Annotated in this window: 16 protein-coding genes; 4 read left to right on the top strand and 12 right to left on the bottom strand. The window is 54.3% G+C overall.

What is annotated here, in order from left to right; genetic code table 11:
* Positions 1–12: 12 nt before the first annotated feature.
* From QQL54_RS14165 to QQL54_RS14120, 10 genes are all read right to left on the bottom strand, one after another.
* Complete coding sequence (locus QQL54_RS14165; RefSeq protein ID WP_284391958.1) at positions 13–975, bottom strand: type II secretion system F family protein; 963 nt, start codon at positions 973–975, stop codon at positions 13–15.
* Positions 976–984: 9 nt separating this feature from the next.
* Positions 985–1,968: a type II secretion system F family protein gene (locus QQL54_RS14160; protein ID WP_284391957.1), complete on the bottom strand. Its 984-nt coding sequence runs from the start codon at positions 1,966–1,968 to the stop codon at positions 985–987.
* Entirely contained in the window at positions 1,968–3,368 is a 1,401-nt protein-coding gene (locus QQL54_RS14155; protein WP_284391956.1) for a TadA family conjugal transfer-associated ATPase, read from the bottom strand. The genes QQL54_RS14160 and QQL54_RS14155 overlap by 1 nt, the downstream gene beginning before the upstream one ends.
* A gap of 6 nt (positions 3,369–3,374) precedes the next feature.
* Positions 3,375–4,880 (bottom strand): CpaE/TadZ family protein, encoded by a 1,506-nt coding sequence (locus QQL54_RS14150; RefSeq protein ID WP_284391955.1) that lies wholly within the window; start codon positions 4,878–4,880, stop codon positions 3,375–3,377.
* A gap of 308 nt (positions 4,881–5,188) precedes the next feature.
* Complete coding sequence (locus QQL54_RS14145; RefSeq protein ID WP_284391954.1) at positions 5,189–5,869, bottom strand: CpaD family pilus assembly lipoprotein; 681 nt, start codon at positions 5,867–5,869, stop codon at positions 5,189–5,191.
* 10 nt (positions 5,870–5,879) lie between these two features.
* Positions 5,880–7,361: a type II and III secretion system protein family protein gene (locus QQL54_RS14140; RefSeq protein WP_284391953.1), complete on the bottom strand. Its 1,482-nt coding sequence runs from the start codon at positions 7,359–7,361 to the stop codon at positions 5,880–5,882.
* Between the two features lie 2 nt (positions 7,362–7,363).
* The gene (gene cpaB / locus QQL54_RS14135; protein WP_284391952.1) at positions 7,364–8,203 is read right to left on the bottom strand and encodes a Flp pilus assembly protein CpaB; all 840 of its coding nucleotides are present in this window, start codon (positions 8,201–8,203) and stop codon (positions 7,364–7,366) included.
* A 118-nt stretch (positions 8,204–8,321) separates the two neighbouring features.
* On the bottom strand, positions 8,322–8,825 hold the full coding sequence (locus QQL54_RS14130; RefSeq protein WP_284391951.1) for an A24 family peptidase: 504 nt from the start codon (positions 8,823–8,825) through the stop codon (positions 8,322–8,324).
* Between the two features lie 165 nt (positions 8,826–8,990).
* A complete protein-coding gene (locus QQL54_RS14125) occupies positions 8,991–9,200 on the bottom strand; it encodes a Flp family type IVb pilin (protein ID WP_284391950.1) in 210 nt (69 codons plus the stop codon).
* Between the two features lie 122 nt (positions 9,201–9,322).
* Entirely contained in the window at positions 9,323–9,535 is a 213-nt protein-coding gene (locus tag QQL54_RS14120) for a Flp family type IVb pilin (protein WP_284391949.1), read from the bottom strand.
* Positions 9,536–9,798: 263 nt separating this feature from the next.
* Here QQL54_RS14120 and QQL54_RS14115 point away from each other — a divergent pair, with 263 nt between their 5' ends.
* The 3 genes from QQL54_RS14115 (at position 9,799) to QQL54_RS14105 (ending at position 11,824) form a co-directional block, all read left to right on the top strand.
* On the top strand, positions 9,799–10,377 hold the full coding sequence (locus QQL54_RS14115) for a pilus assembly protein N-terminal domain-containing protein (protein ID WP_284391948.1): 579 nt from the start codon (positions 9,799–9,801) through the stop codon (positions 10,375–10,377).
* A gap of 110 nt (positions 10,378–10,487) precedes the next feature.
* Positions 10,488–11,123, top strand: coding sequence for a TadE/TadG family type IV pilus assembly protein (locus QQL54_RS14110; protein ID WP_284391947.1), 636 nt, complete (start codon positions 10,488–10,490; stop codon positions 11,121–11,123).
* A 14-nt stretch (positions 11,124–11,137) separates the two neighbouring features.
* Entirely contained in the window at positions 11,138–11,824 is a 687-nt protein-coding gene (locus QQL54_RS14105) for a TadE/TadG family type IV pilus assembly protein (RefSeq protein ID WP_284391946.1), read from the top strand.
* A 7-nt stretch (positions 11,825–11,831) separates the two neighbouring features.
* Here QQL54_RS14105 and QQL54_RS14100 read toward each other — a convergent pair whose 3' ends face one another.
* Positions 11,832–12,641: a tyrosine-protein phosphatase gene (locus tag QQL54_RS14100; RefSeq protein WP_284391945.1), complete on the bottom strand. Its 810-nt coding sequence runs from the start codon at positions 12,639–12,641 to the stop codon at positions 11,832–11,834.
* A 77-nt stretch (positions 12,642–12,718) separates the two neighbouring features.
* Positions 12,719–13,765 carry a ribonucleotide-diphosphate reductase subunit beta gene (locus tag QQL54_RS14095; protein WP_284391944.1) on the bottom strand — a complete coding sequence of 349 codons (1,047 nt, stop codon included), beginning with the start codon at positions 13,763–13,765 and terminating at the stop codon, positions 12,719–12,721.
* A 274-nt stretch (positions 13,766–14,039) separates the two neighbouring features.
* Here QQL54_RS14095 and QQL54_RS14090 point away from each other — a divergent pair, with 274 nt between their 5' ends.
* Positions 14,040–15,608, top strand: a complete 1,569-nt coding sequence (locus tag QQL54_RS14090; protein WP_284391943.1) for an ABC1 kinase family protein — start codon at positions 14,040–14,042, stop codon at positions 15,606–15,608.
* Positions 15,609–15,618 lie beyond the last annotated feature (10 nt).

The raw sequence follows: 15,618 nt of genomic DNA, 5'->3' as shown, positions 1-15,618 counted from the left end.
CGTGCAAATCCTTCAGGACAAGGCACTGGCCAGTCGCATCGCGGCTGGAGTCAGAATAACAATGAAGAGAACTGGCAAGAAGAACACAATCATCGGCACGGTCAATTTGGCGGGGAGTGACGCCGCCTTCTTTTCTGCGGCCATCATCCGCAATTGCCGATTTTCATTCGCCATTGTGCGCAGAGAGTCACCAAGCGGCGTCCCGTAACGTTCAGCTTGGATAAGGGACGTGGCCACGGACCGTATACCGACATGGTTATTGCGACGGGCGAGATTTTCAAATGCGGCGCGGCGTGACGACAAGTAGGACAGCTCAGCCGTTGTCAGGTGAAGTTCCTCAGCCAGTTCGACCGAGTTTTCCGCCATCTCATCACCGACGCGCGCGAAGGCCAACTCCACGGACATGCCAGACTCGATACAGATTAACAGTAGATCGAGAGCGTCAGGAAAGACGGCCATGATCGACGCAAGGCGTTTATTGGCGGTATTCTTCACGTAGATGCCCGGTAGGTAGTAGCCAAACAATGTCAGGGCGAGGGTCGCCCCCAACCGTTGCAACATCTCCCAACCCGGCGTGTTCATAATAACCAAAAACAAGAGTCCAAACGTACCTAGGGCGATTGGAAGAATCATTCTGAAGAAATAGAATTTGTAGATCGGCCCCTGCCCGCGCATGCCGGCCTGAGCCATTTTGTCTTTGAGGTCTGATGCCTCCAATAATTTCTCAAGGCTGAACCGGTCCACCCATCGACTCGCCAAACCTTTGTCGCCAGCGCGCAGCGTTTTTTCCGCATTAAGCTGCTTCATCCGATCATCGCGTAATGTGTCACGCGCCGATGACACAGAGGCCATGCGTTTCTTAAGCTGATCCGCTTCGAACATAGGGGCCACAATCACATAGACTGTGGCGGCGAGCAGGAACGCGAGGGCCAGATAACCTGCATTCATCAACATTTGAATGGCGCCTTCGGTCATCTTGCCATCCTAATATTTAAAATCGATCATCTTGCGCATGATCCAAATACCCATGCACATCATGACGCCACCGATCATAAGGTTTTTCTGACCTCGATCAGTCGTGAACAGTTCGGCCATGTAATCGGGCGACATTACGGCCACCAAACCCATCACAACAATCGGCAGAGCGCCGATGATGTATGCGCTCATCTTTGCCTCTGCGGACAAAGCTTTGATTTTCTCGGCAAGAATTTTCCGAGAGCGCAAAACATTGGACAGATTGGCCAGCGACTCACCAAGATTACCACCGGTCGTCTTCTGAATATTCAGAACAGTGGCGAAGAAGTTCACTTCTGAAATCGGCATGCGTTCATACATTTGATCCAGACAGACCTCGATCGGAACTCCCAAGCCTTCGGCTTCGACCACCCGCCGGAATTCTGCCCCCATAGGGTCTGGACTCTCATGCGCGATAATTTTGAGACAATCGCCAAGCGGCAACCCTGTGCGAACGCCGCGAACGATGATGTCCATACCGTCCGCGAAATGGGCCACGAATTTTTTCTGGCGACCCTTAATCTTCTTATTCAAAATGAAGCGCGGCAACCCAAAACCGAAAATGAAAGACGCGGCTGCGATCAAGGCTGGCGGCAGACCTAGAATGAATGTGACGGCCGCTGCCACAACGGCTAAAATCGCTGAAATCGTGAGGAACTTTGAGCGTGTCATGTCGACATTGGCTTGAAGCAGTCTAGCCTCAATCGTTTTCGAGGCCTTCTTTTTTGATTTTTGGTTCTCTTCAATTTTTTTCAGCGTATCTTCGACTTGCCGACGGCGACCGCCTTGATCGCTGCTTTTCAAACGATTGCGCAGGTTAAATCGTGACGGCTTCTTGCCCGTATAGGCACCAACTCTCGCATTCGCGGTCGAGGGTTGTCCCCCCAGAAGCAAATATCCAATAATTCCAACGACACCGGCGCCAGCAATAGCGAGAATGAGTTGCCCTTCCATCAGCTACCCGCCTCATCGAGCGCCATGGCCAGGTCTTTCTCAAGATTGAAATAGCGCGCCCGATCCCAGAAGGCTGGGCGGGCGATGCCGGTCGAGCGGTGTTCACCAACGATATTGCCGGCAGCATCTTCCCCGTCCATCTCATATTTTAGCAAATCTTGGGTAACGATCACATCGCCTTCCATGCCGATGACCTCGGTGATGTGCGTGATACGGCGGGATCCATCACGCAGACGCGTGGCCTGAACGACCACATCGACTGAACCAACGATCATTTCACGGATCGTTTTAGCAGGCAGAGAGAACCCACCCATCGTAATCATGGACTCAAGACGCGACAGAGCCTCTCGCGGGCTGTTAGCGTGAAGCGTACCCATAGACCCGTCATGACCCGTATTCATGGCCTGCAGCAGATCAAAGGCTTCTGGTCCACGCACCTCACCTACGATGATCCGTTCTGGACGCATACGAAGACAGTTTTTAACGAGATCGGCCATCGTGACCTTGCCCTTGCCTTCAAGATTGGGCGGACGCGTTTCTAACCGGACGACATGAGGCTGTTGCAGCTGTAATTCGGCCGCATCTTCACAAGTAATGATCCGCTCGTCGGGATGAATGAAACCCGTCAGACAGTTTAACAGCGTGGTTTTACCGGAACCCGTACCGCCTGAGATGACGATGTTACATTGGCAAGCACCGATGATCTGGAGCACTTTTGCGCCCGCAGGCGAGATCGACTTAAAGCCCACCAAATCATTCAGTGTCAGCTTGTCTTTCTTAAATTTCCGAATTGTCAGAGCGGGGCCGTCAATCGACAAAGGCGGCGCAATAACGTTGACGCGGGAGCCATCCAAAAGGCGCGCGTCACAGATTGGACTGGCTTCATCAACGCGGCGGCCGACTTGGCTCACGATCCGCTGACAAATATTCATCAACTGCGTATTGTCGCGGAAACGAATATTCGTCTTCTGCATCTTGCCATTGGTTTCGATGAAGACGTGCTTGGCACCGTTCACCATGATGTCGGCAATATCGTCCCGAGCTAAGAGCGGTTCGAGCGGACCATAGCCAAGAATATCATCACAGATTTCCGTGATCAGTTGTGTTTGCTCGGCTACTGAAAGACGGACGTTACGGATAGCGATGATCTCATCGACAATGTTCCGGATTTCCGTCCGCGCCTTATCCGGCTGCATGCCTGCGAGCGCAGAGACATCGATCGTCTCGAACAAGGCGTTGAAGATTGTCGCCTTGGTTTCGTAATACTCCTCAGACGGCTCGTCGCTATTTCTCGACATCACCGGAGCAGGCGCAGGGCTAGGCATCGCCGGTTCCGGCGCGGGCGCAGGGGCGCTCTGATCGACCTTTAGAGCAACCGTATCGGAACGCTTACCGAACATGGCGACCTAGCCCTTTTTCCGGAGCAGCGAGGCGAATAGAGATTTGCTCTCTGTTCCCGCGACCACGGGCCCCGTGTCTCTGAGCTTGAAACCTAATTTTCGACCGGATCCGGACTCGGCTGGCGCCGTAAATTGTCCAGTGCGCAAACGATTAGCGAGATAATCAAGACCAGGCACAAGAGCATCGGTCGTCTTCATTTCTGGCAACATCTTGCCTTCATTACAGGCCCGATTGAATGTGTCCGGATCGAAACCAATCACCAGAGATGGATCAAGCCCGACAGCCCCCGCGAAGTTCTCGACGCTGATCTCGTCATCCTTGTTTTTGCAGCGTCCCGTCTGGTTCAAAATAAGCACCGGCTCAGCATCATTCGGGCGCTGGGCCTTAAGGAAATCGATGAGGTTTTTCGTATTACGCAAATTCGCCAAGTCTGGGACGGTCGTAATAACGACATCATCGACGGTGGTCAGGACATTTGTTGTCCAATCATTCCAGATATGTGGCAAATCTAAGATTGCCAACGGGCTGATCGAGCGGACAGCACCAATGATCGCTTCATAAGCTGCGCTATCGACCACCGGTTTGACGTTAAGTGAGCTTGAGGTCGGCAGGATCGACAAGCGCTCCGTGTGCCGCACCATAATACGGTCCAAAAGCGTGTCATCGAGGCGGTCAACCTCAGATAAAGCCTCTTCCAGACCGGACGCACTATCATAAGCAAAGTCCAAGGCCGTCGTACCCCAAGAACTGTCAAGGTCGATCAGAGAGGTTTCTTGCAACAGACGCTCAGAGAGTGTCCAAGCTAAATTATGCGCTAGCGTTGACGATCCGACGCCGCCTTTGGACCCGAAAAACGCGATCGCACGCCCTGTAAATGGCTTGTCTGGATCGGCGTAAATCTCGCTCAAAGAGCGGATCATGTTCAACGGATGTAACGGCGGAACAATGTAATCCGAGACACCCTTATCCATCAGCTGGCGATAAAGGCGTATGTCGTTCGCGGCACCGATGAGGACGACCTTCGTGCCTTCATCGCAAACAGACGCTAGCTGTTCGAGTTGGTTGAAGAGCTCCACCCCTCGCATACCAGATTCGATGATGATCAGGCCGGGCGTGGTTTCTTTGTGATAATAATCGACCGCAGCTTGGAGCCCACCCATATAAATTTTGGTGTTGGTTCGGCGCATGCGCCAGTCCCGTGTCATCTGATCTATGCAGCCCGCCGTGTCGTTACGATCACAAAAGGCATGGATTGAGAGTTGCGGTAAAGCACGCTCTCCGCCCTCTTGGGCGGGCTGATCCACCTGATTCATCAAAGCTGGATTAGCTTCAACGAGACCTGGATAATCAGCATGCGGAGCCGGAGCGGCATAATGCCCCTGGGGATCTGGGTTAGAATGCGGATCAGGGTTGAACTGAGGATGCATCGGCACGGCATTAGCATGGACTGGCGCTGGATAACCTGGCTGAGCGTGATGGGCTGGAGCCTGATGCGCAGGAGTGTGGTGCACTGGAGTGTGATGCACAGGGGCGTGCGGCGCAGGGGCATGTAGAGGCGCGTGAGGTGCTGGCACAGGATGTGCGGGCGCCCGCGGTGCCGGGGCATGACCCGCCTGTGGATAGGCTTGGCCGGGATATGGCGGCGGCGGAACCGGGGCGTTGGCCGCAACGGGGTGCGGCATAGGCATAGGTGATGGCAGCGGCATAGGCCGTGGCATCGGCTGTCCCGGTTGAGGGTGCGCAGGTCTAGACTGATCCATTGGCGGCTGTCCCGGACCGGTCGGCGGATATTGCGGAGGGTGTGTCATATCGTGCCCGCCTAGCCGCCTGCTTCTTGTGAACTTTGGGCCTGACCCGCTGGGCGCTCTGATGCCGTCGATACGCCTTCAATGTAGCGATCATAGACAACCTGACGACGCTGGGCATTCGGGGCCTGTGTCGCATAGGGTTCGATCAGTTGGCGCGGATCAGAAATCATGGCGGCAAGGTTTGCGGAGGCAAAACAGCCGAATTCTGGGGTGACCGTATTGCGGTGCGTGACCGTCAGGTCGCCTAAGCTCGAACAATCTTGCGAAATCGCTCGCAACGTTCGGTAAGAAATCACGACCGGAGCCGGATCGCCAGGGCGGGTATGATAAGTGCCTGATTGGGCGGTGCCAGACGCGATCCCATTCTGCCCCATCAGTCGATTTAAAAGCGCATCTGTCTGCGCGACGCCTTGCCCGGTCAAAGCCGCTGCAGGGCGATTAATGAAGATTGGGCCTGAACCTTCCGCTGCATAGGCTTGCAGGAAGTTAGACACAGCATATTCGTCGCGAGCTGAGAGCTCGAGTCCGTCCGGTCTGGCGTACAGCTCGAGACGTTCGACCGACTCCGCAACTTTCACAGGATGTAGCCTGTGTGTCGGCACCGGTAATGTTCCGCCTTGTATGCAACCACTCAGAAGCGCTGGTGCGATGAAGGCCAGACCTATTGCCGATGCTTTGTAGAATCCTGTCATCAATCTGCCCCTAATCGACCACATGTCCGAACGGACCCGGCAGGGTCTCGGATGTCGCCTTGTCCCCGTAGATCGTATTCAAACGACCGAGCAGAACACGATCACGCTCATTCGCTGGTTTGAACCCTTCAAGCGGGGTCTGAAGTTTATCGGGATGTGTCGGATCCACCAGATAAGGCGTCACGATCACAACTAATTCGGTCTGTACACTCTGGCTGTCGCGATTGCGGAATAAGGCGCCTATGCCTGGAATATCTTTTGCGCCGGGCACACCATCAAAGGCGTTGCGGGCTTCCTCACGGATCATCCCTGCAATGACAAGACTGCCGCCCGCTGGGAGCTCCACCACTGTTTCGGCGCGGCGGACCCGCAAACCCAGAATGTCACCACCTTCTCCGCCCGTCTCAAACGAATTTTCTGTTGTCGGCTCTGACACTTCGGTCGAGATATTCAGTGAAATCAGACCTTCAGACAGGACCACAGGCGTGAAGCCCAGCGAGACACCGAACGATTTGAATTCAAAAGATCGCTGCAGTTGACCATTTTGATCTGTGAAGACACCGCCCAGAACAGGAAATTCACCGCCCGCCAAAAACGTCGCCGTCTCGCCAGATATCGCGACCAGAGTAGGTTCCGCCAAAGTCCGAACCAGACCAACCCGTTCTAGCGCGGTGATTGCGCCGCCGAGAGAACGCAGATCGCCGCCTGTTCCATTGGCAAAGTCGAAACTACCCGTGAAACCAGCCCCGCTGCTCACACCGACATTATTGATCAGTGAGACGGTCGAATCGCCCAATTGCGCGACGGCCGAGAGGTTAAAGCCCATCTGTTTAACGACAGAGCGTTGTAATTCGACGATGCGGACCTTGAGCATCACCTGATCTTTGCCCTCAACAGAGAGGAGATTGACGATTTCGCCGGCGCCTGATGCTGTCCCCTGCCACATTTCTGCAATGCGCTCGACTTTTAGAGCCGTTTCAGCGTTCGGGACTGTACCGGTCAGCATGATATTGTTGTTGATCGACTGGACTTCGATCTGAGCCGACGGCGCATGTTTACGCACCAAATCGGTCAGGCCATTAATGTCGCGCTCGACCCGAATATCAATATTGAGCAATTCCTTGCCATCATGGCCGTAAAAACGGACATTGGTCTGCCCCGCCTCCTTGCCAATCAGCACAGTCCGGCGTGATGTGTGGGTAATGGCCTCCACAATCGCAGGATTGGACACGATTACATCCATCACATTGGCTGGCAGGTCGATGACAGTCGACTTTGAATAAGGCAGGACAATCGACCGGTTCAGGCCTTCTCCAGGCAATTGGATTCGAACCCCGTCCGTCTGGGTCGTCGTCTGAATAGAGGCCAAAGTTGTATAATTACGCTCTCCGGCTTGCGCAGGAATTGTCATTGCTGTCGACAGAGCGAGAGCGGGCAGTACGCTGCTGAGCAAAGCAAAGCGCGGTTTTTTCCGGGTCTTGGCGAACATCATCTCTACTGGCCTCGCACTGCGACAGTTTGCGCGTCGCCAGCGCGGTATATTGTCATGGGCGGTATTGTCTTTTCGGCATCAAGCGGCTGGCTGGCGTGACTGCGAGCCCGCGCGCTAGAACCCGAAAAGCCCCGCAAGACGAGCGACAGATCACCACGGACCTGAGCGACAGTGATGCGCTCGGAGTCTTGCGGCGATAATTCCAACGTTGCAGTGGATCCTGGAATAGCAGCTCCACCATCCGGATTATTTCGAAATGACTGGTCGATTGCGAGGACCGTGACATTCTCAAAAATAGTCGACGCAACGATTTGTGGCTGTGTAGGCCCACCAAGGCTGGTGTCCGGCTGTAGCGTTTCCTGCAAGATGACATCGACCTTATCGCCGGGCTGGATAAAGCCGCCTGCGGCCGTGTCGACGCTGATACGAACAGTGACTGCTCGCATGCCGGGGTTGAGTAATGCTGCCATGATACCGGCGTCCCCCGCTTGTATAAATCGCGACATGACGAGCGGATCGCCAGGTGTCAGCGGTTCCCGAACCAAAGCGCCAAAGAGCGATTCCATCACGGGCTGCTCAGCGTCAGCATCTTCAACAATTAGAGCAGGGGTCAGCGCATCTGTCGGCCAATCAATCCACGTCAGATCGCCGTCTTCAATCCGGTCGCCCATATCCATTGGCTCAGTCACGCTCAAAACCTGAGTGTAATCAATCGGCTCAACAACAGTGCGAACTTGGGCCGCGATTGGCTCGGTCGTCGCATTCATCGTGCGCAACGTATTGAAGACGATGGCCATAAGAATGACCAACGCGGCAATCAGTATAAGCCGTTTCTTGTCCACGTCATCCGCTCCAAATGGAAGGTTCCGAACTAAGGAGTAGACAAACACCCGCTAAGGCATGGTTAACATAAAGCTTTGAGCGCGGCTTTTCTCAGCCGCTTTAGACCGTGGTCGTTGGCTACCCAATCAAAGCTGCATTAATCTGGCTGCTTGGCCAGATGAAAAGCGCCCCAGCGGCCAAGGCCAGACCGTAAGGCATGTCGGAGCCGCCTTGAAAAAGGCGCATACCGACCGAGCTCGTGCGCAACCGAATAGGCATGAATTGGCTCCCGAGCATTAAGAAAACGCCCAACGCCGCACCGAATAAGGTCGTATAGAGAATAAAGGGCAGCATGTCGGGCCAACCTAGCCATAACCCTATCGCGGCCATCAGCTTCGCATCACCCCCGCCTAACCAGCCAAACGCAAACATCGCGAAGCCGGCCACAAGGAAAAACGCCCCGACCAACAGGTGATCTCCAAGAACGGGCAGACCCTGCCAATGCAGAGGTAATGTGAGGAAAAAACCAGCCGCCATTGCAAGGCTGACCTTGTTTGGAATCTTCATCGTCGAGAAATCAGTATAGGCCGCGATCAACAGTGGCACGGCGAAGACGATCAAAACGAACAAGGTGATAAACATGATTTAAACTCTGCTCCTTGGTTGGAGGAGCCTATGCCAGACGCATCCTAACATTCTCTTTCGCTAGCCATGATGGCGGAGCTTAAAATTATGGAGTGCGCCATAGCAAAACGGCCAACCCATAAGGTTGGCCGTCAGACATTTATGTGTTTTGGCTATGGACGATCAGTCGCCACCACCGCCTGCTGCGGCACCCGGGTTAGCATCGGCTACGCCGTCCATAGTCGCTCCAACATCATCCATCTTGTCTGAGATAGAACCTCCCAGCGATGTCGCGCCAGCGATCATCGCGACGGCGATCAATGCGGCGATGAGACCGTACTCTATGGCAGTTGCACCGGACTCGTCTTCAAGGAATTGTTTAAAAAGGGTCATTTGTCTTCCCACAATATGATTGGTGATCGAAAATCGATCAAAAAAAAGGCGCCACCAGTCGAAACCGGAGGCGCCCCGATTAGGTGACGGGCGGGCGTCTAAGCCCAGCCCGTCGCGACCAATCAGTCGCCACCACCGCCTGCTGCGGCGGCAGGTGCTGCTTCAGCAACGCCATCCAGAGTGGCGCCAACGTCAGCCATTTTATCTGAGATAGAACCACCCAGCGATGTAGCGCCGGCGATCATAGCGACAGCGATCAGAGCGGCGATAAGGCCGTATTCGATAGCTGTTGCACCAGATTCGTCATTGACGAAGTTCTTGATAAGGTTTTGCATAATTTGCTCCCACGTATGCTAGTTTAATTCGGGACATCCCGTTTGGCAGGATCATCCCTGACGAGGAGGCTTTTAGGGAACCCAGTTTAACATGGCGTTGGGAGACACGGTGAACGCGGAGTAAATTCGTCTTTTTCTCGCGAACTCCCGAGAATGCAGATTGTCTCCCGCATATATAAAGGCAGATCGCGACCGCCGACGCCATATAAAGACTTCATCAACCCTGCCACGATAGACCGAGCGGGAATTGACGGAGACGGGCCATGCACCGACTGACCAAAATAGGCACATTCGCCACCCGGGCTGCGATCACCGCTAGCCTGTTCTCGATCATGGCCCTCGCCAGCCCCGCGTCTGCGGGCGAACCGATCTATCGCATTGATATCAACAAAACGCAGATTGTACGCCTACCCGCACAGGCTGGCTCTATTGTCATCGGGAACGCGGACATTGCTGATGTGACAATCCACTCCCCGACGACAATATTTGTCGTTGGTCGCGGTTTCGGGGAGACCAATCTCGTCATTATGGATCGTGACGGTCAAACAATGATGGATGCCAACGTCCAAGTGACGTCCGTTACACCCACTAACGGGGTTCGGTTATTCAATGCCAAGTCGCGCGAGACTTATACATGCTCACCCTACTGCCAACCCTCACCCGTTTTAGGCGATGAGGCCGGATTCATTGGAGCGAACTCAGAAACACAATCGGCGCCAGTGTCCGGAGCCTTCGTCTTTGATCAAGGTCCGGCGACATCTTCCAGTTTAAGCCCAACCGAAATTGCCGGCGGCCCGCAAGCATTATCCGGGTCACAGCCAGCGAACAATATACCCTATTAATCATCTTTTAAGCCTGTCTTGCACGCCTTCTTTAACGGCCATCTTATAAACTGGTCACCAAACCCGGCGCGAGACAACGATAGAGCTCTGCACGCCGCAGGAGACGATCAATGACTGTCCGGACCGGATTCTTTGCTAGAAATTGGAAACGTGCTCGCACGCTGCAAGCGCGGTACCGCAAGGACTCTCAAGGCGCGACGGCCATCGAATTCGGGATTGTGTCCTTACCTTTCCTCGCCATCATCTTCGGCATTCTTGAACTGGCACTGGTCTTCTTCACAGGGTCCGTCCTGACGCAGTCTATCAGTGACACTGGCCGTATGGTTCGGGTGGGCTCGTTCCAGAGCTGTGGCCAAGCTGCAGAATTCAAATCTCTGGTCTGCGCCCGCATGAAGAACATGATGAACTGCAACGCCAATCTAAGAGTGGATCTCGTTACGGCGTCAAATTTTCAGGCTGTCACACTAGTAGACCCCGGCGATAGTGGGCTCGACCCTGATGATGAAGACAAGGAGATTGAAGAGGGTGTCTATACGAACACCGGACCAGGCGAACCGGTCGTGTTACGGGCAACCTTTTATTACCCTCTCATCTTGCCAAATGCGATGACACGGCTCGAAAATCTATCCGGCAGTGGGCGACGCGTTATCACGGCGTCGACAGCGTTCCGTAACGAACCTTTTCCAACTGGTGAGCCCTGCAATTCGTCGATTAGTGCCGAACTACAAGACATTGCTGACACTTAGACTGGGTGATGACAATGGCCACTAACATACGACCCATAACCTCTTTGAGGCAGCGTTGCCGTGCTTCTAAAAACCTAGGTAAACCTGTAAGTTTCACAGACGATGAGCGCGGAATTGCCGCACTAGAATTCGCGATCATCGCCCCAGTCATCCTCGGTGTTTATCTCGGCTTGGCCGAGCTTGCCTTGGTTCTCAGCATTGATCGACAGATTTCGCAGTCCGCCAGTGTCGCGGGTGATTTAGCAACCCAAACATCCAAGCTGGAGACAACTGACACGGCTGACATAGTCTCTGCTGTCCTTCGTGTTGCTGGCATCAGCAACACGTCGAACTACACGCTACATCTTGAGAGTTTCGAACGGGATGCTGGCGGCACGACAACAAGCTTAGGCTCGGTTGTCTACAATTCCAGTGGTAGTAGCTGGCTAAAGGATGTTGATGCCGATGGCATTTCTAACAGCATGCTCGACGAAAACTCTGGGATCGTCATCGCCCGTGTTGCCTATCGATATTCCCCAATGGGTTTAAAGAACACAATAGACGGTAGTGATAAAAAAGAATTTCTGCCTAGCGTTGTGACTCTCAGCGAAACATTCATGCTCAAACCGCGTCAGTCAGCCACCATTGATGTCGGCGCCGGAACGGGCACCGTTATTACCTGTACCGGGTCGGCCAACAATGTGAGTTGCAGCGAATCCTAAACGCGTTTTAGGCGAGATAACGCTGGCGCAGCCGATCCAGTCGATCGGCGCTCAATCCAAGCGTTTCGGACGCATAGCGCTCCATATCACCCATCGCGTCTAGACTTGCTTCTAGAAACCCCGGCTCGACACCGAACATGGGTCGAAGCGCATCCACATTGATTGGACGGCCATAACGCTGGGTGAACATGGCGGCGGCTGGTTTCAGGATCGCCTCAATGTCGACGGCGGTTTCCGTCAACATATAGTCGGTCATAATATCCTTATCAGAAACGCCTAAGAGACCTTGGATCAGCGCACATAATGTGCCGGTTCGGTCCTTACCGGCTGCGCAGTGAACCAAAATCCCTGGCGCATCACTGGGTTGATCAGCCGTCATGCGGTTCAAAGTCTCAGAAAACAGCACCCGGAATCCATCATCATGGGGCCGTGTTCGATAGGAATTTAACATATAGCGGCGCGCATCTGCAGCGGCATAAAGCTCTGTCTCGAGGAAGGCTTCATGCGGCGCGACTTTGACACGCTCTCTAGCACCGCTGATGGGTTGAGTCAGAACGACGGCCCGATCTGAATGCGGTGGCCACTTTGACGGTTGGCGTTCGCGTTCGGGCGCATGGCGGAGGTCGACAACCGTGCCCACCGGGAGTGCATCGATGTCTGAGACGTCTTCTTGGCCGAGATTATTCAGATGTGCAGACCGGAATAGCAGTCCAGTACGAACCGGACGCCCATTCAAACCCGAATAACCGCCAAAATCACGGAAATTATAGATCGATTGGTACGGTTTCAGGCGCTCGGATAAATCAATCAGAGACATAGGTCGCAGCTATCAGGGCTAGAGGATGTTGGGAAGCCTTCCCGCGATCACAGTTCCGTTTGTCCCTAACTTAGTGTTTACTCAGCGGGCTCGATGGCCTGCTTAGCATCATAAGTTTCGAATTTACTCCAAACACCACCATCGCCGTGCCAGTCGCCTTCCGTTGCACCCTTGGAATATTCTGTCGCGCGGGCTTCGAAGAAGTTGGCGTGCTCGACACCATTGGTGATCTCAGTCAGCCACGGCAGCGGATGTTCCTCGACGCCCGAATAAATAGACGGCAGGCCGAGCTGACCCATGCGCCAGTTGGCAATGTAACGGATGTAACGCTTGATGTCCTCGGCTGTCATGCCCTCGACCGGGCCCTTCTCGAACGCCAAATCGATGAACTTGTCTTCGAGTTTCACCACAGTTTTACAGCAATCGGCAATATCATCCTTCACTGCCGACGTCAGTGCGCCAGTTTCATGGGCGAAAGTGTGGAACAGCTTGATCATGCCTTCGCAGTGCAGGCTCTCATCCCGGATCGACCAAGACACGATCTGACCCATGCCTTTCATCTTGTTCAGACGCGGGAAGTTCATCAGCATGGCGAAAGAGGCAAAGAGCTGTAGCCCTTCCGTAAAGGCGCCAAATACGGCCATAGACGTTAGGATCTCGCGGTCGGAGCCGACGCCGAACTTGCCAAGATAGTCATGTTTAGCGGCCATCTCCTCATACTCCATGAACATGGAGAATTCGCTGTCCGGCATACCGATGGTTTCGAGCAACAGTGCATAGGCCGCGATATGGATGGTTTCCATATTGGAAAATGACGCCAGCATCATCCGGACTTCAACCGGTTTGAACAGCGGCATGTAGTTTTCCATATAGTTGCCGCCCACTTCGACATCCGACTGGGTGAAGAAGCGGAAAATCTGCGTCAGCAGGTTTTTCTCATGATCGGTGAGATTGGTTGCCCAATCTTTGCAGTCTTCACCCAAGGGCACTTCTTCCGGCATCCAGTGGATTTGCTGCTGACGACGCCAAAACTCATAGGCCCACGGGTAGCGAAACGGCTTGTAGGTCAGACTCGGCATGAGAAGACCCGAAGTTCCAGTGCTGATATAGTCCTGCTTGCCCATGTTCTGTCTCGATCTCAAAATATCAGCCTGCGATTTGTGATCGCTAGCGATTGTGGTGTCGGTCGGTCTTCACACTAGATGTAGTAGTGTTCCTTAATGAAATCCTAAAGCCCCGATTCCATTTGTCCAATCAAGGGCTGACTTTTCTGTGGTGGAAAACGGGGATGACTGCCCAAAACAAGCTAAGTCATTCCGGGCGCACAAAACTTACGTTTTTGTCGCGTCCGGTAATTAAGCCTTTAACCGTTTCGGGTGCGTCACTATAGGCGCGACAATGTTCCGCAAGCTGGCAACATTCCTCCGACTCTTACGCACCGCCTGGGTGCTGGTGCGTCATGATGCGCTAGTTCCGAAGGAATATGAACCGTTTGTCCCGGCTCCAGTGCGGTTCATCGCGGCCATTTCGCGATTCTTTTCCATCCGCGACCGCGACGATAACCCCGGCGCGCGATTCGCGAACGCGCTAGAAGCCCTTGGCCCGGCATACATCAAATTCGGACAAGTTCTGTCCACGCGCGGCGACATGTTTGATCCGGTTTTCGCCGAAGGCCTATCCCGATTGAAAGACAATGTGCCGCCCTTCCCCATGGCAGAGGCTGAAAAGCTGCTCGCCGCCGATTGGGGCGAGCCGTGGCAGAACCGATTGACCTCTTTGTCAGAACCCGTGGCGGCTGCATCCGTCGCGCAAGTCCATAAAGCTGTGATCAAGGCGAGCGGAGAGACTGTCGCACTCAAAATCCTGCGGCCCAATATCGTCAAGCGTATGACGCGCGACATGGATGTGATCGCGCTGGTCGCGAAAACCGCCCATGCCATTGTCCCCGACATTCGCCGGCTTCAACCCAAAGCCTTTGTGGCCGAAGCCCGCCGCGCCGTCATGCTAGAGCTTGATCTACGCTTAGAAGCCGCCGCAGCCTCTGAGATGGCCGATATTGCCGATGACACGGGCCTATTCAAAGTTCCCGCCATCCACTGGGAAATGGTCGATAAGAATGTGATGGCGACGGACTGGGTCGACGGCACCGCCTTCTCATCACCCGACATTTTGGCTTTGCCGTTGGAAGAACGTCAGAAGCTCGCCACTGCAGTGATCCAAAGCTTTCTATCATCTACCTTCACCTACGGCATCTTCCATGCCGACATGCATGAAGGTAATCTGTTCCGGGACCCCGAAGGCAATCTGGTTTTGCTAGACTTTGGCATTCTGGGACGACTGGGCGATGAAGAAATCCGCTTTGAGATCGAAACTCTCTACGGCTTCCTTCAACGCGATTATTACAAAATCGCGCAGGTCCATTTCGATATAGGCTATGTCCCACCGCACCATAGTGTCGAGGAATTCGCCACCGCCTTGCGTGCCGTTGGTGAGCCAATTTTCGGCAAGCAGGCCGAGGATGTCTCCATGTCTAAGGTCTTGCTACAACTGCTCGAAATCACAGACATGTTCGACATGCCGCTGCAACCGCAACTGATCCTGTTACAGAAAACCATGATGCAGGCCGAAGGCGTAGCCCGGCGACTCGATCCTCATTTTGATATGTGGGAAGCCAGCCGACCGATCGTCGAAGACGCAGTGCGTGCCGAGCTTGGCCCTGAACGCTATCTCAATGACTTCCTCGATGGTCTGGAGCGGACCCGTAAAACACTCAACCGGCTGCCAGAAGCGACGGATAATATTGCCAAGCTGGCGAAAGCCTGGGCTGATGGCGAGATCGACCTATCCGCCGCGCCCGTGGTCAAAACGGTCGAAATGCACCGTCCCAGCCCACTAAGGCCTATAGGTTACGCCGCTGTCGGGGCCGCGCTCGCGCTGGGTGGCGCATGGGTGGCGGCGCAGCTCTAGCCGCGCTAGG

It is taken from the genome of Algimonas ampicilliniresistens (genome assembly GCF_030159955.1).
Classification (GTDB): domain Bacteria; phylum Pseudomonadota; class Alphaproteobacteria; order Caulobacterales; family Maricaulaceae; genus Litorimonas; species Litorimonas ampicilliniresistens.
Note: the sequence above shows the minus strand (reverse complement) of the source record. Positions and strands in the feature narration are given on the sequence as shown.

Bases quoted from the DNA above. Each gene is read 5' to 3' on its own strand.
- QQL54_RS14165 (WP_284391958.1), bottom strand. From the start codon at position 975: ATGACCGAAGGCGCCATTCAAATGTTGATGAATGCAGGTTATCTGGCC.
- QQL54_RS14160 (WP_284391957.1), bottom strand. From the start codon at position 1,968: ATGGAAGGGCAACTCATTCTCGCTATTGCTGGCGCCGGTGTCGTTGGA.
- QQL54_RS14155 (WP_284391956.1), bottom strand. From the start codon at position 3,368: ATGTTCGGTAAGCGTTCCGATACGGTTGCTCTAAAGGTCGATCAGAGC.
- QQL54_RS14145 (WP_284391954.1), bottom strand. From the start codon at position 5,869: ATGACAGGATTCTACAAAGCATCGGCAATAGGTCTGGCCTTCATCGCA.
- QQL54_RS14140 (WP_284391953.1), bottom strand. From the start codon at position 7,361: ATGATGTTCGCCAAGACCCGGAAAAAACCGCGCTTTGCTTTGCTCAGC.
- QQL54_RS14130 (WP_284391951.1), bottom strand. From the start codon at position 8,825: ATGTTTATCACCTTGTTCGTTTTGATCGTCTTCGCCGTGCCACTGTTG.
- QQL54_RS14125 (WP_284391950.1), bottom strand. From the start codon at position 9,200: ATGACCCTTTTTAAACAATTCCTTGAAGACGAGTCCGGTGCAACTGCC.
- QQL54_RS14120 (WP_284391949.1), bottom strand. From the start codon at position 9,535: ATGCAAAACCTTATCAAGAACTTCGTCAATGACGAATCTGGTGCAACA.
- QQL54_RS14115 (WP_284391948.1), top strand. From the start codon at position 9,799: ATGCACCGACTGACCAAAATAGGCACATTCGCCACCCGGGCTGCGATC.
- QQL54_RS14110 (WP_284391947.1), top strand. From the start codon at position 10,488: ATGACTGTCCGGACCGGATTCTTTGCTAGAAATTGGAAACGTGCTCGC.
- QQL54_RS14105 (WP_284391946.1), top strand. From the start codon at position 11,138: ATGGCCACTAACATACGACCCATAACCTCTTTGAGGCAGCGTTGCCGT.
- QQL54_RS14100 (WP_284391945.1), bottom strand. From the start codon at position 12,641: ATGTCTCTGATTGATTTATCCGAGCGCCTGAAACCGTACCAATCGATC.
- QQL54_RS14095 (WP_284391944.1), bottom strand. From the start codon at position 13,765: ATGGGCAAGCAGGACTATATCAGCACTGGAACTTCGGGTCTTCTCATG.
- QQL54_RS14090 (WP_284391943.1), top strand. From the start codon at position 14,040: ATGTTCCGCAAGCTGGCAACATTCCTCCGACTCTTACGCACCGCCTGG.